Consider the following 19144-nt stretch of genomic DNA (forward strand, 5'->3'; position numbering starts at 1 on the left):
GTGACTGCTGCTCGTGCCTGTGGAATCACTGTCTGGACACCACCACTCGCGCCACCTCCTCCGGATCGATGAGGTGGGTATGGTCGTCGTCACCGACATCGATCTGCACGACGTCGATACGGCCGTTGAATGTGGTTGTGCCACTGTAATCGACACTGACAGGCATGCCGTAGTCGTCACCGATGTCGGTGGTCTCGTCCGCGGAGAAGACCATCGGTTGGGTCTGCTCGACGCGACCCGAGCCCACTTCCCGACCGTCGTGATAGATCGTGACCCCGCCGCCCCTCGCGAGTCCACCTCCGTCGTAGGCGAACTCGGCCCTGATCTGATGTGATCCTGCCGGTATGTCAACGTCGGAACCGATGACGAACTCGGTCATGCCGAGCAGGTTGTAGACGAATTTCGCACGGCCTTCCCGCGCGTAGAGCGCCCAGCCGCCGAACCTGCCTCCCTGCGCGATCATCACACCGTTGGCAGTAACGCCATCCGCGACGTCGACAGCTGCTGTGACACTGAACGATCGGTTCTTGATACTCAGCACGCTGTGCTCGCTCAGTCGCTTCATTCCGGGGAACAGAACTTGCCTGTTCCCCGATACCAACTGCGGACGCCCCGCGATGTGAGGGTTGAACCTCTCGAACCTACGGTCGTCGATCGGAAGTACGTTGTACTTGACCGCTTCGATCAACCACAAGCGTTGCAGTGCAGCCAATTTCTCCGGCATTTCGGCGGCCAAATCTTGGGATTGCGTCCAATCCTGCGACCCGTCGTAGAGTTCCCACACGTCGTCGTCGAGAGCGGGGAGCGTCTCCGCGAAGAGCCACGGAGTGCTGTGCCTGGTGACCGCACTCCAACCCTTGTAATAGATCCCACGGTTGCCGGCCATCTCGAAGTACTGCAGATCGTGACGTTCGGCGACTTCGGCGTCGTCGAAGGTGTAGACCATGCTGGTCCCCTCGATGGGTGATTGCTGGACGCCGTTGACAATGGTCGGTTCCGGTAGTTTCGCGACCTCGAGGATCGTCGGTGCAACGTCGATGACGTGGGTGAACTGCGACCGTGTCTCCCCCTTGGTCCGAATCCCTGCCGGCCAGTGCACGATCGTCCCGTTGCGAGTGCCACCCCAATGCGACGCAACCTGTTTCGTCCACTGATACGGCGTACACATTGCCCACGCCCACCCCACGGAATAGTGGTTGTACGCGTCCTTGGTGCCGAACTTGTCCTTCACTTCCGCCATGAACTCGGGCGTCTCGATGGCGGCGAGTCCGTTGAAGTTGGCCATCTCGTTGAAGGCTCCGTTGATCGTCCCCTCTGCGGACGCTCCGTTGTCCCCGATGATGTAGTACACGAGGGTGTTGTCGAGAGCTCCAAGTTCTTCGATCGCATCGACAAGCCGTCCGACATGGAAGTCGGTGTGTTCGAGAAATCCTGCATAGACTTCCATTTGGCGTTCGAGGACAGGCTTCAATTCCTCACTCATGTCGTCCCACGCCGGAATGGCCTCAGGGCGCGGGGTGAGGACCGCATCCGCGGGAACGACTCCCCGCTGCTTCTGCTGCTCGAGAATCGACTCGCGTTGAGCGTCCCAACCTCCGGCGAACCGGCCCTCGTACTTATCGGCCCACTCCTTCGGAACATGGTGTGGCGCATGGGTAGCGCCGGGAGCGAAGTAGACGAAGAACGGCTTGTCCGGAGCCAAGGATTTCTGCATCCGAACCCAGTCGATGGCGTGGTCGGCCAGGTCCTCGGTGAGGTGGTAGCCCTCTTCCGGTGTCTTGTCCGGCTCGACAGGCGCGACGCCCTCGTACAGCGCCGGGTAATACTGGTTGTTCTCCCCGCCGATGAATCCGTAGAAGTGCTCGAAGCCGCCTTCTCCCGTCGGCCATGATGTGAACGGCCCTACCGGGGATGTTTGCCACGGCGGTACCTCGTGACACTTGCCGAACTGCGCTGTCGAGTATCCGTTGAGTTTCAACGTCATCGGTAATGCAGCTTTGGTATTCGGGCGCAGACCGGAAAGGCCAGGAGCCGAGGTCGCGGTTTCGGTGATCGAACCCATTCCGACCGAATGGTGGTTGCGCCCACTCAGCAGAGCGGCGCGGGTCGGCGCGCATAGCGCAGTCGTGTGAAACCGCGTGTACGTGAGCCCATTACTTTGCAATCGCTCAGCAGTCGGCGTGTCCGCTGGTCCGCCGAAGGCACTGCTGGCGCCATATCCCACGTCGTCCAACAGGACCACCAGAACATTGGGTGCCCCGGCCGGCGGTAGTAGCGGAGTGATCGGCGGAAACTCGGTGTCCGGATCCTTCGCGTCGTACGTCACCAGACCAAGATGTTGTCGATCCGGAATCGGTAGTACAGCGCGGCTCGGGCCTGTCGGATCCGTCATGACGTCTCGCCTTCTGTCTCTCACATGGCTCTTTCAAGCGTTTCAGGATCACCACGACGTCGACATCATCCGTTTCGGGTGAAGGCGCACCAATGCCGCAGCGTGGAGGCTTGAAGTGTGGATCAGCCCGGACGTTTCGCTCCCACCCCGATAGGGCATGCCTTCCTCATCCCCCGGCGCCGTGTGCGTGCCGGCCTGACCCAGATCCTGTGCGTCGTCGTAGGACTGGCTACCGGACTGTTGATGCCGTATATCCGGAGTGGCCCGACGATCCCCGCCCGTCAGGTCAGCGAAATGCTCGTTGCCCTCGGACTGGGGTTATTGGGTGTAGTCGCAGTGATCTTCTCGCTGCTGTTCCTCGTCGTCCAATGGGCCGCGACCACCTTCACCCCTCGCTTGTTGTTGTTCCGCGACGACCCCCTCGTGTGGCGGACGTTTGCCTTCGCGATAGGCCAGTCGGTTTTCGACATCACGGCAGCGCTCGCCATCAGCGGCGACACGGATGTGTCCGTGGTCGTGCCCGGTCTCGCAGTGCTGGCACTCTTGGCCACGTTGACGCTGATCCGGCTGCTCCAGTTGCGTGCCTTCTCGGCCATCCAGTTGGCTCCGGTACTGGCCTCCATCTCGTGCCGTGGACGAGCAGTCTTCGAATCCGTGTACCCCGACACCGATCGGGAGTTGCCTCCTCTACCAACACTTCCGGTGATCACGACCATCGAGTGGCATCGACCGCCGGCCGTTCTGCAGCAGATCCTCGTCGAAGATCTGCTGCAGAGCGCTCGGACTTGCCGATCCGTGGTGGTCCTCCGAGTGTCTCCGGGTACCACGCTGCGAGACGGATTGCCGCTCGCCGATGTCTACGGCGAAACCATTCCCGCCGACGCGATCCACGGCGCCTTGGTCAGTGGGAGTGAGCGAACCTTCACCCAGGACCCCATACTCGCGATTCGCTTGTTGGCTGACATCGCACTCAGAGCGCTCTCACCCGCGATCAACGATCCTGCGACGGCCGTCCAGGCTCTGGACGAGATCGAGGACCTCCTCTCGCGGGTGGCCGCCGTACGCGCAGATTCGATCCGGGCCCTCGACCAGCGTGGTGAACTGCGCGTGGTGATTCCGCTGCCCGACTTCGCGACCCTCGTGCGAACCGGACTGGACGACGTCATAGCCTCTGCATCGAACTCGCCGCTCGTTCTGGACCGACTTCGCGAGCTACTTTCGCACGTCGCCGCCCAATCGGCGCATCGGAACCGCGATATTCTCGCCACACGCGCCCGCTGGATTGATCAGCTGTCACAAGGCTTCCCGCGACTCGAACCGCCGTTGTGAACCCGTACAGATTTGTTGGTGATCGCGTCAAGGCATCGTCAAGATCGGTCTCAGCTGAACGGAAAGTATCGATACTGACTCAGTGAGACATGCAGTGATACTCGGACACCGTGGAGTCATATCGTCGACCACCCGCACCGGCGGCGAACCTGAGAAGCAAAAGCTCTCCGTCGCAACCGGACTGGCGGGCCTGTCGCTCGACGCGATGGCTTCGGTGTCGTACGGCCCAGAGGCCATCGTGTTGGTGTTGGCCCTCGCCGGCGGCGCGGGAATCGGCTTCACCGTGCCGGTGACGATCGCCATCGCCGTGCTGCTTGTGGTCCTGGTGGCGTCGTACCGCCAGGTGATCGCCGCATTTCCCGAAGGCGGTGGCGCATACGCCGTCGCGAAGAAGCATCTGAGCCCCCGTGCGAGCCTGACCGCTGCCGCCTCGTTGATCGTCGACTACACCCTCAACGTCGCGGTATCGATCGCAGCCGGCGTCGCGGCTCTGACCTCAGCCTTCCCCACACTTCTCCCCTACACGGTCTGGATCGCACTGGCGATACTCGGCGGCATTACGGCGCTGAATCTGCGCGGCATCGCAGATTCAGCGCGAGTATTCATGCTGCCCACCGTGATCTTTGTCATCAGCATCTTCACGGTGATCGGTGCCGGACTACTTCGGGAGAACCCTGCCGCCGCCTCGGCTCCCTTCGTCGCCGATAACGCGCACACGATCGGCATTCTCCTTCTGCTCAAGGCATTTTCGAGTGGTTGCGCCGCATTGACCGGTGTCGAAGCCATCGCCAACGCGGTACCCAGCTTCAAGAAGCCTCGCGTGCGTAGCGCTCAGCGCGCCGAAGTCGCTCTGGGAATCCTGTTGGGCGCCATGCTGATCGGCCTTGCCGTGCTGATCGAGAAGTTCTCACTGGCCCCGATCCCTGGAACAACGGTCCTGTCGCAACTCACTTCCGCTGCCCTTGGAAATGGTGTGGGCTACTACGTCGTCCAATTCTCCACTGTGATCCTGCTGGCGTTGGCCGCGAACACCTCGTACGGCGGACTTCCCAACCTGATGCGCATCCTCGCCGACGACAACGTGCTCCCTCACCGCTTCAGCCGGAAGTCGACGCGCGACGTCTTCACGTACGGCGTCTTGTCGCTCGGCGGCGTCGGTGCTCTCCTGCTCATCGGATCGGGCGGAAGCATGAACACCTTGGTGCCGCTGTTCGCCATCGGTGTGTTCATCGGATTCACGCTCGCGCAGTTCGGCATGGTGCGCCACTGGCTCGCCGAACAGACGCCGGGCTGGAAGTGGCGCCTAGCGCTCAACGGTTTCGGCGCTGCGTTGACTTCGATCGCAGCAGTGGTGACTACCGCCATGAAGTTCACCGAGGGCGCCTGGCTGATCGCTCTCGCGCTGCCTGCCCTCGTCCTCGGCATGGAACGCATCCGTGGCGCTTACACGCATATCGGTGCACGACTGACCGTTCAGAGCGAGAGCGATTCTCTGTCCATCGGATACAAACCAGCGGTGCTAGTACCCGTGTCGGAAATTACGTCACTCTCCACCCGCGCGATGGCCGCGGCAACAGCGATGTCGTCACAACCCATCGCAATTCGAGTCTGCCTGGCCCACGAATCGACGACGGACTTCACCCGCCGATGGCAAGCCCGACACCCGAATTCGCGTTTGATCGTCATCGAGGATACCGAGAATTCCGTGGGGAACACCCTCGCTCGATACATCCGTACGCACTTCCCCCACCGAGAAACCTTCGTCGTAGTCGCCACCATCGACCCGGCGACCAGATGGCACCGATTCCTCCCGAGCCAACGAACCGATGAGATCGCTCATGCACTGCGCAAACACACCGAGGCCGTGGTGTGCCAAATTCCGGTTCGGATCGATCCGGCTCACCGCGATCCCGCCCTGCGTGCGTGAGCAGACGCTCAGAGCGAAGTCCCGAACAACATGCCGAGCAAATACGTCGCGCCGGCAGCGCCGTAGCCGATCGCGAGTTGGCGTAGCGCCCGTTTGAACGGAGGTCCGCCCGAGAGCAGGCCGACTACGACGCCCGTCGTCAGCAACGCGATCCCCACGAGAACAGATGCGACGATCAGGGCCGTCATGCCTTCCAGGCCGAACAGATACGGCAACACCGGAATGATTGCGCCCGAGGCGAAGAAGCAGAAACTTGCCGCCGCTGCACCCAACCCGGTTCCGACGGCTTCATGGTCGTCGACAACGTCCGCGGCGCCGAAGGCGTTGTTCGCGAGGACCTCGGCGGCGCGTTGGTCCGCTTCCTCGGCGGACATGCCGCGGGCCCGGTAGACCAGGGCCAATTCGTTGGCGTCGACGTCGAGCAGCCCGACAGCTTCGCTGGCGGCGGGACCGGGATTGGACGCTTCCAACAACTCTCGCTGAGAGCGGACTGAAACGTACTCGCCGGCTCCCATCGACAGGGCGCCGGCCAGAAGCCCGGCCATGCCGGTGATCAGCACGATCTGGTTGGAGACGCCGCTACCACTGATGCCGAGCACGAGTGCGAGGTTGCTGACCAGGCCGTCGTTGGCTCCGAAGACGGCGGCACGAAACGTCCCCGAAAGCCTGTTGCGGCCCCGGGTAGCCAAGGCCCGCACCACTTCTTCGTGGATCTTCTCGTCCGCGCCCATCGATGCGGTCGCGTCGGCGTCGTTCGGATAAGGGGATCGTGTCTCCGCGCGCTGGGCAAGAGCGAGCACGAACACGGAGCCGAAGCGCCTGGCCAGAAGGCCCAGTAATCGGGTACGGATGTCACCGCGCAGTGGTTTGCCGACGTGATCGCCGAGAAGCGCTCGCCAGTGCGCCTCGTGTCGGCCCTCCGCGTCGGCGAGGGCGAGAAGGATTTCGCGCTCCTCGCCGCTGCGCCTACCCGCGAGGTCGCGGTAGACGGCAGCCTCGGCTTGTTCGTCGGCGAGGTATCGTCTCCAGCGCTTGACATCTCGCGGGTCTGGATCGGGTCGTGCGGCCGGAACTGTGGACATCGTGTTCCCCTTCCGGTGAGGCGGTCACGCTTCGAGTACGCGGTCCATCCACGTCGTCAGATCGTTGATGACATCGTCGCGGTTGGTCTCGTTGAAGATCTCGTGTCTGGCGCCCGGATAGGTGTAGTAGGTGACGTCTTCGATACCGGCCGAGTTGTACCGTTCGACTGCGACGTCGGTACGACTCAGCGCTGCGTTGAGAGGATCCGAGGTGCCAACGAAGACCAGGATCGGAAGGTCTTGTCGCACGCCCTCGACGTCGACGAACCTCGGCCCCGCGGCGATAAGTCCGCCCATGCCTGCGTCGTCCAGGCTGAAACCACACAGCGGATCGTTGATGTACAGGTCCACCTGCGCTTCATCACGGCTGAGCCAGTCGTGCGGAGTACGCGCCGGTTCGAATTCGGCATTGAACTGGGCGAGGACGTCCGGGCCGTCGTTGACGAGGCTCTCGATGAGTTGATCGACCGCGGTAGTCCCCGACAGCGCGACGGCGTCGATCAGGTGCGAATGATCGAGGATGTACTGCTGCGAAGCGAACGAACCGAGACTGTGGCTGAGCAGTACGACGGGCAGGCCAGGGTGTTTGTCGCGGATGATGCCCGTGAGGGTCACCATGTCTGCCACCAAGCGGTTCCAGCCGTCGTCGCCGATGTTGCCGGGGCCGGCGTGCATGCTCTCACCGTGGCCGCGGTGGTCCGCCGCGTAGACGTGGAAACCGCGAGCATTCAGGGCTTCGGCAACGTGTGCGTAGCGTCTTGCGTGCTCACCCATACCGTGCGCGAGTTGAACAACCCCTCGAGGTTCCTGCTCGGTGGGCCATTCGTGGACATGAATGGCCACTCCGTCGTCGCTGGTGAAGGTGAACATGCGCTACTCTCGGTGGTCGCGATCCGGACAGGTCATTTCCCATGCTAGATCCGCAGCGGCAATCCATCCGGGAAGTAGGTCCTGATCACCGGCGAGCCTGATTCGTTTCTGCACATCCGGCCTCGGATTCGGATATACCGGACACGGATGTTCGGAAACAGTTGTCGACCAGCCTGAGGAGTACAGAGCGATGAATTCGAACCGCATGCGCAACGTCGGCTTGTTGGCGGCTCCACTTGCTGCTCTCACCCTTCTCAGCGGTTGCGGCTCGGATGAAACGGGAACGGCCGAGAGTTCACCGGCACCCGCCTCAACGACGACCGCCTCTGCCGGTCCCACCGCACCTTCGACGACCCATACCGATCACACCCAAACCACCACCTCCTCAGCACCCAACCCTGAGGGCTGCACGGTCGGGGAACTGAACGTCACCCTTGGCCAGCCGAGCGGCGCCGCCGGTTCTGCGGAGCTTCCGGTGGTCTTCACCAACACGGGCGGCCGCACGTGCACGCTCGACGGTTTCCCCGGCGTCTCGTATGTCACGGGAGCGTCCGGAAGCGAAGTGGGTGCTGCAGCCGGCCGCTCCGGATCCGGATCACTCGTCTCCCTTGCCCCTGGCGCTGCCGCAACGTCTTTGGTGCGAGCCACGAACGTCGAGAACTACCCGGCAGATCAGTGCGGCGTGACCGACGTTGCGGGACTGAAGGTTTACCCGCCCAACAGCTACGACTCGGTCTTCCTCGCCTACCCCACCAAGGGTTGCTCGATGACCGGCGCAAACATCAACCAGCTGACGGTCGCACCGGTCGCCCGCTGAGTCACGGCTTGAGGCGCCGCAGACCCCAGAGCGCCGGCAGGAGGAACAAGCCCGAAAGGATCAGGACGAGTGCAGCTTCCGTGAATTGAAAGCGCCAGAACCGATCAGCTGAGTGGTAGCGAACTTCAAAGTGATCGACGCCGTGTTCCCGCAAACAGATCTCCATCTCTCTGTTCTGCTGCGCTGACAGCACATCCATGCGGAGGCTGTATTCGGCACCAGTCTCCTCCGGGCGCTGATCGTTCGGGTTTTCGCCGCCGGATCCACCCCACGTGCACTCGTCGTATCTGATGTCGACCCAGTTACCTCGGAGGTCGACATATCCCTGCGCGAGTTCCCAATTGACCGCGACGACTCTGTCATCGCTCGAATAGTAGGAACTGGATCCGGCAATGGGTGATGTTCGGACACTCGGCTCGGCGTAATCGGGTCGTGCAACCAACTGAAATGCTGCCAGGATCGCAACAACACCGACCATGGTGATCGCCATTGCGCCGATCGAACTACGCACCAGCAAAGCCAGTGCCGCTCCGAGCATGAGCGCCATGAATGTGTACGCACCCAAGGCCAGTCCACTGGATTGAAAGAGCGGATACGACAGGTTCGACATCTCGACGAAAGTCGAACGCCCAGCAACAAATGCATACCGGGAGTTGTCCGGGAGAGATCGAGCCCATTGCAATGCAAAACCGAGCAATGCCGAAGCCACAGAAATCGGCAGGAAGACAATCAACACCCGGGTCCAGAACCAACGAGTCCGACTGACCGATTGAGTAAGCCCCAATACATGTGTTCCTTGTTCGACATCCCGCGAAAACACGGTGACACCGATCAACACCCCGAGGAACACCGGCAGAGTCGTCGCAACCACTGTCGTCAGAGTGAGAGCAGTCTCTGCCGTGCAGATCGCGGTGATGTCATCGAAGCAACTGAGAGGCGATCCGAAGAGTTGGGCTTGTCCGCCGCTCTTGATGATCGCACCACTCGACAAGACAATGACTGCGAGTACTGCGATGAATCCCAATGACACAATGAGCGATGTGCGGTGATGCCGCCACGTAACCCAGATCATGCCGCCACCATCGTTTCCGCGCTCAGGTGCCCGAGCACCACGTCGTCGAGAGTTGCGTCGTCGATTACCCAGCCGGCCCGAGGGCTCGGACGGATTCCCTCCACCACATGAGAATTCGACCGCATCCCCTTGTCGGTATGAATGACCGCACCGGCGCCGACCACGTCCGAAGGATCGCCGTCCCCGATCAATACGTAATGGGCAGCAATCAATTCATCCAACGGACCGGACAATCTCGCGTTTCCGCCGCCCAGCAGAAGAAGTCGATCCGAGACGTCTGCCAATTCGGAAACGATGTGTGACGACAACAGAACCGTCGTGCCGTACTCGGCAACGTCTTCGAGCAGTGTGGTCGCGACGGACCGCCGCGCCACGGGATCAAGATCCGCCAAGGGCTCGTCGAGTAGAAGCAACTGCGGTCTGCGTCCGAGCGCCAAAGCCAGTGCAACCCTGGTTCGTTGACCTGGTGACAGCGTCTTCGCCTTTGCATCGAGAGCAATCCCAGCGCACTCCACCAGATCCAGAGCGTACTTCGCATCCCACTCGTCGTTGGTGTATGCACCGAATCGAAGCAGTTCTGCAACAGTGAATTTGGGGTACAGCGGCTTGTGTTGAGCGAGGTACGACAGGCCTGGGCAGATGCCATCCTGATCCGGCGTGCTGCCGAGGACCGAGATCGAACCGTGGTCGGGCATCGTCAACCCGACCGCCAGGGACATCAGCGTGGACTTACCAGCGCCGTTCACCCCGACCAGGGCAGTGATGCTTCCTGTTGCGACCTCGAACGTGCAGGCGTCGAGCACCTTCTTCTTGCCGAAGCGCTTGTCCACGTCCTGCATCGTGAGCGCCGATTCTTGCTCAGTCATGATGTCTCCCCCTGCTTTCCGGACGGATCCGATTCGATGAACGTCTTCTCGAGTTCCAAACTCACCAGTGCTTCGATGTCCGTGCGCTCGAGTCCAGCGGCCACGGCATCTGCCACCCAGCGGGCCAACTCGCGCCGTAGCGCAGAGCTTTCCGCCATACCGGGCTTGGCCAGGGACTTGACGACGAACGTGCCCAATCCAGGCCGCGGAGCAACAAGTCCGTCGCGCTCGAGTTCCTTGTAGGCCTTCAGGACTGTGTTCGGGTTGATCGCGAGCGCTCCCACGACGTCCTTGGCAGTGGGCAGCCGATCCCCGACTTGAAGATCACCGAGCCTGAGCGCCTGCTTCACCTGAAGAACCAATTGCACGTAAGTGGGAATGCCGGATCGGCGGTCGATACGGAAGTCGATCATCCGAACCCTTTCACTAGTTCATTAGTGGAATAGATATTTACCCTGTCTTGACCTCCCGGGTCAAGCCCGACGACCCCTGTAAAGTGCAGATGCCCCGGTTCACCGGGGTGCCACGCTGCTCGTGTGAAGTTCGGTGAAACCCCGGCACTGTCGACGCAACTGTGAATTCGCCCGTCACTACTCGAGGCGAACGAGTCAGGTCACCGGCCTCGTGGCGACACGATGGTTCTCGGACGAAGGACCGCTCGTGGCGCTTCCCTTCGCGGCCGCGCTGCTCGCGGCCCTCGTCCACTAGCGGAGGGGTGGCTGTGAGTACTCGGCCGACACGTATATTCAAATCCGTACTTGCAGCGCTGACGGTGAGTACCGCACTGCTTGCCGGTGCCTGCAGTAGTTCGACATCCGACGCACCGACAACAACAGCCGCCTCGGACGGTTCGTTTCCGGTGACTGTTGTTTCCGGTCCTACGGATTCCGGCACGGACATCACCATCGAGTCGCGTCCGCAGTCGATCGTGTCACTCAGTCCCAGCGCCACCGAGACCCTGTGGGCCGTCGGCGCGGGCGATCAGGTGAAGGCCGTCGACAATCAGTCCGACTACCCAGCCGGCATCCCGGTCACCGATCTCTCGGGCTTTCAACCCAACGTCGAAGCCATCCTCGGTTACGCACCGGATCTGGTGATCGCATCGGATGACATGAACGATCTTGTCTCCGGACTGCAAAAGGCGCAGGTGCCGACGCTCCTGTTACCGGCAGCGACCAGCATCGACGACGTCTATGCCCAGATCGAGCGCGTCGCGAAGGCCACCGGCCACGAAGACAAGGGCACCGAGGTAGTCGACACCATGCGCTCGGACATCGACGCCGCTGTCGCCAGTGTTCCTGCGCGCCAACAGCCGCTGACGTACTTCCACGAACTCGACTCCTCGCTCTACACCGTCACGAGTTCCAGCTTCGTCGGGCAGATCTACTCGCTGTTCGGAATGAAGAGTATCGCCGACGCCGCGGGGCAGGGTGACTACCCGCAGCTGTCCGCCGAATTCGTGGTAGAGGCCAGTCCCGATCTCATCTTTCTCGCAGACTCCCAATGCTGCGGAGTGACTGCAGAATCCGTCGCCGCCCGACCTGGGTGGAGGGGCATGAAAGCGGTTACCGGCAACCAGATCCATGTGCTCGACGAAGACCTCTCCAGCCGGTGGGGACCCCGTGTCGCCGATCAGGTGAAGGCCGTCGCGGCCATCGTTGCCCAAGTTCCCGCGGCCTGAGCACTCGATGATCAAAGCCGGTATCTCCCAACATCGGACCGCCGTTCTGCTCGGCGCCGCGCTGATTCTGTGCGCTGCCTTGTTGATCGGTGTTCTGGTGGGGCCGGCCGGTTTGACGCCTGATCGGACCATTCTCGAACTTCTGGACGGAATACCCGGCATCAACATCGATTCCGGTCTCACCGCGACACAGCAGGCAATTCTCTGGCAGATCCGGCTCCCGCGAGTAATCCTGGGCGCGTTGGTCGGAGCAATGTTGGCCGTGGCCGGCGCCGCCTACCAGGGCGTGTTCCGAAATCCCTTGGCGGATCCGTATCTTCTCGGCGTTTCGAGCGGAGCCGGACTGGGCGCAACCCTCGCCATCGTTTCGGGTGGCGCGCTGGGCATGTTCGGAATTCCCATGGCCGCCTTCGTCGGTGGCGTGCTGGCCGTGTTCGCAACATATTCGCTCGGCCGAAGCATTGGCGGGCCGCAGAACGCGGTAGTCATCATCCTCGCCGGTGTCGCTGTCGCGGCGTTCACGAATGCAGCGCAGACTTTTGTTCAGCAGCGGTTCGACGATTCACTCCGCGAGGTCTATTCCTGGCTGCTCGGCGGATTGTCCACCGACGGTTGGTCGGAAGTTCTGGTCGTCCTGCCGTACGTCGTACTGGCATCTTTCGTCATCCTCGTACACCGACGCGTGCTCGACGTGATGGCGGTCGGTGACGTCGAAGCCGCCAGCCTCGGCGTCGATCCGGCCAGATCACGCCTGGTTCTGGTGCTCGCCGCAACACTGGGAACAGCCGCAGTAGTGAGTGCAAGTGGGCTCATCGGCTTTGTCGGAATCGTTGTTCCCCATGCGGTTCGACTAGTCGTCGGACCGTCGCATCGACTACTGCTCCCCCTGTCAATCATGCTGGGTGCGGCGTTTCTCGTCCTCACCGACGTCGCCGCCCGCACGGTCATGGCGCCGGCCGAACTCCCCATCGGGGTTGTGACCGCGATGATCGGTGCTCCGTTCTTCCTTCTGGTTCTGCGCCGCAGTCGGGTTTCGGCATGACCGACAGCGCAGTCCGGTGCCGAGGCCTCCGAATCAACCTCGGAGGCAAGGACGTCGTCGACGGCATCGATCTCGATGTGACACCGGGCGATTGGGTGGCCGTGGTCGGGCCGAATGGCGCGGGTAAGACGACCTTGATGCACGCCCTCGCTGGATTGGTTCCGTCTACCGGTGAGCTCTCGGTCGGGGGACTCAGTCCTCGCAAATCCAGCCGCAAGGCCATGTCAGCCGTAGTCGCGCTGATGCCGCAACGCCCAGTAGTACCCGAGGGCGCGACGGTTGCCCAATTGGTGGCGCTCGGCCGAACTCCGTATCTACGACGCTTCGGAACCGAAACCGCCACAGATCGTTCGGTGATTTCCTCGGTCATCGAAAGGCTCGACCTCACCGAGTTCGCAGATCGACGAGCCACCGAGCTTTCCGGTGGCGAATTGCAACGCGTGGTCCTGGCTCGGGCACTGGCTCAAGAACCGCAGGTGCTGCTCCTGGACGAACCCACCAGTGCCCTCGACATCGGCCACCAGCAGCAGGTTCTCGACTTGGTGGAGGAACTGCGAGAAACCGACAACATCACAGTCATCGCCGCGATGCACGACCTCACTCTCGCAGGGCAATACGGGCGACGAATCGTGCTGCTGGACAAGGGCAGCGTGGTTGCCGACGGCACACCCTCAGCGGTGCTGCAAGCAGACCTCCTCGGCCGTGTGTACGGCGCTCGGGTCGAAATCCTGGACCGGCCCAGTGGTCCCATAGTTGTTCCGATTCGGCAGGAAGGCACCCGCTGATGGAACTGGTGATGCTCGGCACCGGTGCTGCCGACGGTTGGCCGAACCCCTTCTGTACTTGCCCTTCGTGTGTGGCGGCCTTGTCGAGTGGAACCATTCGCGGGCACACTGCCGCCCTGGTGGACAACAGAATCCTGTTGGACTGTGGACCCGAAGTACCGCGTGCGGCAACGCGCTACGGACGCACGCTGGCACACGTCGAACACATCCTGCTGACGCATTCTCATCCCGATCATCTGGGCCCGATGGCATTGCTGTTCCGGTCCTGGGCCTCTCGCACCGAACCACTACAGGTTCTCGGGCCACCGGACGCGCTCGATCTCTGCCGAGACTGGGTAGGCCCGGAGGATCCGGTGACCTTCACGTCGCTCGAGCCCGGTCAGTCGATCATGTTGGGCACCTACCGTGTTCGTACGCTCGAAGCCGCGCACGAAGTACCCACCCTTCTCTACGACATCACCGACGCATCCGGAACCCGAATCTTCTGGGCCACCGACACCGGGCCTCTGCCCGAATCCACTGTCGACGCACTTGCCGAGGCCCGTTTCGACGCCGTCTTTCTCGAAGAGACCTTCGGCTACAAAACTGACCACGGCACCGGGCACCACGATCTGCCGAGTTTCGCGAGAACCGTGTCACAGCTACGCAACTGCGACGCGATCACCGACAGAACCGATGTGGTCGCCGTACACCTCGGGCACCACAACCCAGTCGAAAACGAACTCTCGGAAGCACTTCGCGGGTCCGGGGCGCGAGCGGTTCCGGATGGAAGTGTGCTCGAGATCGGGGTAGGACAAAGCCATCGAACCCTCGTCACCGGTGGCGCCCGTTCGGGCAAGTCCACTTACGCGGAGGACCTGCTTTCCGGCTACCGGCACGTCACGTACATCGCCACCGGGGATCCGCAGGACGACGATCCCGATTGGATCGAACGAATTGCGTCGCATCGCGCGCGGCGGCCGTCGACGTGGACGACGGTGGAGACCTCCGAGGTCGCCGAGATTCTGGCGGCCGCAACAACACCGATCCTGCTCGACTGTCTGGGTACCTGGTTGACTGCGCGTCTGGACCGACATCAGGCGTGGACCACAGAAGATCTCAGCGGCGTCCACGTGGACATCGACCACTTGGTCGACGCCTGGGCCGCCTGTCCGGTACCGATTGTCGCCGTCACCAACGAAGTCGGAAGCGGCGTCGTCCCGGACACGAAGTCCGGGAGGCTGTTCCGCGATCTACTCGGTCTGGTGAACAGCCGCATCGCCAGTGAATCGGAGTCCGTGGTCCTGATGACCGCCGGGCTCCCCCTGAGCCTGCGCGTGTGACGTCAGAGCAATCCGGTGAGCTGACGCGCACAATCGAGTAGGAAACCGACCAACTCTCGATCCTCATCCGTCACTCGCCCACTAGCTCCCTGAACACACAACCCGCCGGCCACCTGGTCTGCGTGATCTCGAACCGGTACCGCCACCGCGGATCGGCCCAGGCGGCATTCCTGGTTCTCGAATGCAAAACCCTGCAGGCGAACAGACCTCAACTGCTCATACAGCGCATCGAAATCACCGAGGGTGAACTCCGTGACCCGACGAAGTTCCAAACCCGAAAGCAACTGCTCGTCGTGCGCCAACAGAACCTTCCCCAGCGCATTCGCGTGAAGGTTCTTGGCCAGTGCCGCTATTCCGATGATCTCGTGGTCCGGATCCTTGTCGACGAACCTCAAGCGCCCACCGGCGAATGACGCGACGTGCAATCCGAACCTCGTGTGTGTCCGCATGTCCTCGACGCGCTCGTGCAGCGTCGGCGCCGGACCACTCGACGACGCCGCATGCGAGAGCTCGGCAGTCCGACGCCCCAACGCGAACCCTGACAGGTCTGGCACCCGCACGAGAAAGCCCTCCGCCACCAGCAGATTCAGCATCCGGTACGCCGTGGCCGATGGAACGCCTGCAAAAGTGGCGATCTCCTTCGCGGTTGTTCCCGGTCCCAGATGAGCCACCGCCTCGAGCATCCCCAGCGCCTTCTGAACCGCACGCGGTTGTTGTCCACTGAAGTGGGTCTCTTCGCCGATCCGTTTGTCTGATCGTGGACCAGCGGTTGCACGGTCCGCGGTCACCGCCCATGCTCCGGCGAGTCACCCTCGGCGGTCCCACGATCCGGAACGAGTCGCCTTCGCCCGTCACCGTCGATCAGCAGAGTGCCCGCACCGGGCAACAGGTCCGCCGTCTCGACGCTGTCGAAAGCGCCGACCATCAGAAGGCTTTCCGGTCTGGCTCTTCGAAGCAATGAACTCCACACTGTCCCCGACACAGCAACAGCAAGAGCCGCGATCGGCAGCGCCCACATCCCGTGAAACGCACCGTCGAGAACGATGTAGACCAATAGACCGGCACCGGCGACGCTCACGGACACGGTGCATATCCGGGTCAGCGAAGTATGTTCCCCGATTCGGCGCAAGAACTTCCATGAAGCAAAGGCCACCAGCGTGTAAGCGCAGACCAACGCGGTCTCCACCACGCCGTCGAAGGATCCCGAATCGTCGCGAACCGTATCCGAATAGATGAATACTCCCGCCGCACTTACCGCGACGAACGCAAGTACCGCAACGTACGGGGTGCGGAACCGTCTGTGCACGCGAGCGAGCGGCGCAGGCAGTACCCGTTCGATCCCCATCGAGTACAGCAGCCGCGAACCCGCCTGCGCACAACCGAGAGTGGATGCGAACCAGGAACACGTCATTCCGATCTTGACTGCCAGAACCACCTCCGCGCTGGCCCCGGATGCCGTTCCCTCGAAGTACGCTCCGACGATCGTTGCGCCGTGGCCGGTCATCGCCGCCCACGCCGCGAAAACGAAGAGGACCCCGCAGATGATCGGCGAAATGAGAACCGTGCGTGTGACGCTGATGAGTGGTCGCTTCGCTTCCGGGCCGAAGAAGGCCGAACTTTCGAAGCCCGCCATGCTGAGTACCGTCAGCATCGCGAGAAACGGAACTGCACTCAGCGACGGATTCGGCAGGGCAACAGCAGTTGTCGTGTCACTGTGCGTCGCCAGCATGACCACGACGATCAGGATCAGCGAGCACGCTTCGACGACCAGGATCGCTCGGGTGGCGAACCGGACGCCTCGTACTGCAATCCACGCGACGGCCAGGGCAATCGCCACCGTCGTGATCACCGTCGCGGCAGTCCCTCGCACGTCGGGTCCGACAATGGCGATGGTATCGAGCAGACTCGGAACTGCCTGCGAGAAAACCGAAACCGAGATTCCGAGATACCCGAGTACCAGTGCGGCGCCCGCCGTCAGTGTCGCCCGGATACCGGAGCCTTGGAAGACGAAACTGTACAACGATCCTGCTGCGGCCAGTCTCCGCGTGAACTGAGTGATGCAGAACGCAACGAGAAACACCGCCGAAGTCGTTGCTGCAATCGCAGCCAACCCGACGTAGCCGGGACTGTAGGTGATCATCCACAGGGCGATGAATACCATTCCCGTTGCCGGCGCGATCGTGGAGAGTGATTGCCCCAACAGGTCGATCGGGGTCAGACGTCCTCGTCCGAGACCACGGAGCGGGGAGAACACGGGCTCACTGTGTTGATCCGCATTCTGCGATCGCGTGATCGCTGCACGCAGTGCCGCGCTCACGGCCATGTCTCACCGTCCGTCGCGTCGGGGCCCGAACCTACGAGCGAATTGTCAGAATTCGGTCAAGTTAGTCCGCTTATGTTTCCGCGCAGTTTCCACGATGGCGCGCACAGAACTTTCAAGTGAGAATCCGACTCTGTTTCCCACCCAGCGTCATGCCGGATCAAGGGCGGCCGACGATATCCGGTCCCTCCGGCAGCACCTTTACCTGCGAGTTTTCCGATTCTCACACGAGAACTGCTCTCTCAGTTGCACCTCGTCCAGGCGTAGCGCGGTCGACGCGGGTTCGCAGCACTGCCCGTACAGGATGTGTCCCACACACCACCGGAACTACCCGAGAGGAACGGAGGAAGCATGGACTTGGTCAGCGCCACCACTTCGGCGATCATCGGATTTGTTCTCCTGCTCGCCGGCATTCCCAAGCTGAACGACCACAACGGGGTACTCAGTTCCGTACGCGGCTACAAAGTGCTGCCGACGCCACTCGAAGTTCCGATCGCTCGCGCCCTTCCCATCGCCGAGTCCGTCGTGGGTGTCCTGCTGGTTCTCGGCGTGGCCCATCGCCTCGCCGCCTTGGTTGCTGCCTTCATGTTCGCGTCGTTCTTCACGGGCCTCACGATCAATCTCACGCGCGGCCGACGCGATCTGGACTGCGGTTGTTTTTCATTCGGGGCAGACAAGATTCCGCATATCGGATGGTTCCACGCCGTTCGCGCCGGAACACTTGCGGCGATATCCGTGGCCGTGTCGGTCGCCCCCAACCACGCCGAGATCGGCGTCCAGGTTCCGGCAGCATCTTTCGCATTCCTCCTCGTCCTGGCGGGAGTCGCGCTCGCGCAGATTCGTTCGGTGGTCCACCTCGGAAGACGCCCCGTCGACGACTACCTGTCGAGCGCGTCCATCCGACTCCGCACCGCCGAGACCGCATCCCGGTACGGCTCGTGAACCACACCCATAGCCCCGAAAACTCGAAGGCAGGACTACTACGATGACCACTTTCCTACTCGCCGCGACCGTGATCCTGGTGATCGCCGTAGCCGTACTCTTCTTGATGGTTCTTGCTCTGGCTCGTGAAATCGGCCGCGTACAAGTACGTCTCGGACCTCTCGGTGCCCGCATGATGGATACCGGCCCCAAGGTCGAACAGGTCGGCCCGTCGTTTGCCGGTCTCATCGATCAGGAAGGACGGACCGTCGGAGTCGGTGGTCACCGCGACAAACCTCAACTCCTGCTGTTCACAGCACCGAGTTGCTCGACGTGCAAGAGCCTTCTTCCCGGCGTAAGGGCAATGGCCCGAGCTGAATCCGACCTCGATGTGGTGATCATCTCCGACGGCACACCCGAAGAGCACCGCGAGTTCCTGGCCGGTAGCGGGATCGGTTCCGAACTCAGCTACATCGACGCTCGAGACGTCGGTATCGCGTACCAGGTGGGCACCACTCCGTACGGCGTGATTCTCGACGAGCACGGCAAGATCCGAGGAAAGGGCCTGTGCAATCACATGGCTCAGGTGGAGAGCCTGCTCAATGCGCTCGAATCCGGCACCCCCTCACTCCAGCACCTTGATGCCCAGGCGAAATCCGGCAGCGCGGCCTGATCATCCTGCACAGTTCGATCCTCTTCACGAATGAGGAGAAAATCG

17 protein-coding genes are annotated in these 19144 nt (G+C 62.1%); 9 read left to right on the forward strand and 8 right to left on the reverse strand.

Translation table 11 applies throughout. From position 1 onward, the window contains the following. Positions 1 to 25: 25 nt before the first annotated feature. The gene (locus tag ACSW29_RS19160; protein ID WP_448278017.1) at positions 26 to 2392 is read right to left on the reverse strand and encodes an arylsulfatase; all 2367 of its coding nucleotides are present in this window, start codon (positions 2390 to 2392) and stop codon (positions 26 to 28) included. A 117-nt stretch (positions 2393 to 2509) separates the two neighbouring features. On the opposite strand from ACSW29_RS19160, the gene ACSW29_RS19165 reads away from it, so the two are divergent. Both ACSW29_RS19165 and ACSW29_RS19170 read left to right on the forward strand, forming a co-directional pair. Continuing rightward, positions 2510 to 3721 (forward strand): DUF2254 family protein, encoded by a 1212-nt coding sequence (locus ACSW29_RS19165; protein ID WP_448278018.1) that lies wholly within the window; start codon positions 2510 to 2512, stop codon positions 3719 to 3721. Positions 3722 to 3815: 94 nt separating this feature from the next. Beyond that, positions 3816 to 5648 carry an APC family permease gene (locus ACSW29_RS19170; RefSeq protein WP_448278174.1) on the forward strand — a complete coding sequence of 611 codons (1833 nt, stop codon included), beginning with the start codon at positions 3816 to 3818 and terminating at the stop codon, positions 5646 to 5648. 8 nt (positions 5649 to 5656) lie between these two features. Here the strand turns inward: ACSW29_RS19170 and ACSW29_RS19175 are convergent, their stop codons facing one another. Together ACSW29_RS19175 and ACSW29_RS19180 are read right to left on the reverse strand one after the other, a co-directional pair. Next, the gene (locus ACSW29_RS19175) at positions 5657 to 6730 is read right to left on the reverse strand and encodes a VIT1/CCC1 transporter family protein (RefSeq protein WP_448278019.1); all 1074 of its coding nucleotides are present in this window, start codon (positions 6728 to 6730) and stop codon (positions 5657 to 5659) included. 24 nt (positions 6731 to 6754) lie between these two features. Beyond that, entirely contained in the window at positions 6755 to 7600 is an 846-nt protein-coding gene (locus ACSW29_RS19180) for an alpha/beta hydrolase (protein WP_230817560.1), read from the reverse strand. Positions 7601 to 7790: 190 nt separating this feature from the next. Here ACSW29_RS19180 and ACSW29_RS19185 point away from each other — a divergent pair, with 190 nt between their 5' ends. After that, on the forward strand, positions 7791 to 8417 hold the full coding sequence (locus ACSW29_RS19185) for a DUF4232 domain-containing protein (RefSeq protein ID WP_448278020.1): 627 nt from the start codon (positions 7791 to 7793) through the stop codon (positions 8415 to 8417). 1 nt (position 8418) lies between these two features. On the opposite strand, the gene ACSW29_RS19190 is transcribed toward ACSW29_RS19185, so the two are convergent. Genes ACSW29_RS19190 through ACSW29_RS19200 form a run of 3 tightly spaced genes read right to left on the reverse strand, consistent with a single transcriptional unit; the run spans position 8419 to position 10768 of the window. Further along, positions 8419 to 9489 (reverse strand): ABC transporter permease, encoded by a 1071-nt coding sequence (locus tag ACSW29_RS19190; RefSeq protein ID WP_448278021.1) that lies wholly within the window; start codon positions 9487 to 9489, stop codon positions 8419 to 8421. Next, positions 9486 to 10355 (reverse strand): ABC transporter ATP-binding protein, encoded by an 870-nt coding sequence (locus tag ACSW29_RS19195; RefSeq protein ID WP_448278022.1) that lies wholly within the window; start codon positions 10353 to 10355, stop codon positions 9486 to 9488. The genes ACSW29_RS19190 and ACSW29_RS19195 overlap by 4 nt, the downstream gene beginning before the upstream one ends. After that, positions 10352 to 10768, reverse strand: coding sequence for a GntR family transcriptional regulator (locus tag ACSW29_RS19200; RefSeq protein WP_007729675.1), 417 nt, complete (start codon positions 10766 to 10768; stop codon positions 10352 to 10354). The genes ACSW29_RS19195 and ACSW29_RS19200 overlap by 4 nt, the downstream gene beginning before the upstream one ends. Positions 10769 to 11076: 308 nt before the next feature. Between ACSW29_RS19200 and ACSW29_RS19205 the strand changes: the two genes are divergently transcribed. The 4 genes from ACSW29_RS19205 to cobU are packed head-to-tail and all read left to right on the forward strand — an operon-like array spanning position 11077 to position 15185. After that, positions 11077 to 12036: an ABC transporter substrate-binding protein gene (locus ACSW29_RS19205; RefSeq protein ID WP_448278023.1), complete on the forward strand. Its 960-nt coding sequence runs from the start codon at positions 11077 to 11079 to the stop codon at positions 12034 to 12036. A gap of 7 nt (positions 12037 to 12043) precedes the next feature. Further along, on the forward strand, positions 12044 to 13078 hold the full coding sequence (locus ACSW29_RS19210) for a FecCD family ABC transporter permease (RefSeq protein ID WP_448278024.1): 1035 nt from the start codon (positions 12044 to 12046) through the stop codon (positions 13076 to 13078). Then, on the forward strand, positions 13075 to 13863 hold the full coding sequence (locus ACSW29_RS19215; protein WP_317825919.1) for an ABC transporter ATP-binding protein: 789 nt from the start codon (positions 13075 to 13077) through the stop codon (positions 13861 to 13863). Before ACSW29_RS19210 ends, ACSW29_RS19215 begins: the two co-directional genes overlap by 4 nt. Then, positions 13863 to 15185, forward strand: a complete 1323-nt coding sequence (gene cobU, locus ACSW29_RS19220) for a bifunctional adenosylcobinamide kinase/adenosylcobinamide-phosphate guanylyltransferase (RefSeq protein WP_448278025.1) — start codon at positions 13863 to 13865, stop codon at positions 15183 to 15185. Before ACSW29_RS19215 ends, cobU begins: the two co-directional genes overlap by 1 nt. A 2-nt stretch (positions 15186 to 15187) precedes the next feature. On the opposite strand, the gene ACSW29_RS19225 is transcribed toward cobU, so the two are convergent. Together ACSW29_RS19225 and ACSW29_RS19230 are read right to left on the reverse strand one after the other, a co-directional pair. Then, entirely contained in the window at positions 15188 to 15973 is a 786-nt protein-coding gene (locus tag ACSW29_RS19225) for an IclR family transcriptional regulator (RefSeq protein ID WP_230817550.1), read from the reverse strand. After that, complete coding sequence (locus ACSW29_RS19230; RefSeq protein WP_230817549.1) at positions 15970 to 17508, reverse strand: APC family permease; 1539 nt, start codon at positions 17506 to 17508, stop codon at positions 15970 to 15972. The genes ACSW29_RS19225 and ACSW29_RS19230 overlap by 4 nt, the downstream gene beginning before the upstream one ends. A gap of 348 nt (positions 17509 to 17856) precedes the next feature. Here ACSW29_RS19230 and ACSW29_RS19235 point away from each other — a divergent pair, with 348 nt between their 5' ends. Further along, entirely contained in the window at positions 17857 to 18447 is a 591-nt protein-coding gene (locus ACSW29_RS19235; RefSeq protein WP_448278026.1) for a MauE/DoxX family redox-associated membrane protein, read from the forward strand. Between the two features lie 43 nt (positions 18448 to 18490). Next, complete coding sequence (locus tag ACSW29_RS19240; protein WP_448278027.1) at positions 18491 to 19099, forward strand: redoxin domain-containing protein; 609 nt, start codon at positions 18491 to 18493, stop codon at positions 19097 to 19099. Positions 19100 to 19144: the final 45 nt, after the last annotated feature.

It is taken from the genome of Rhodococcus sp. GB-02, assembly GCF_053470465.1.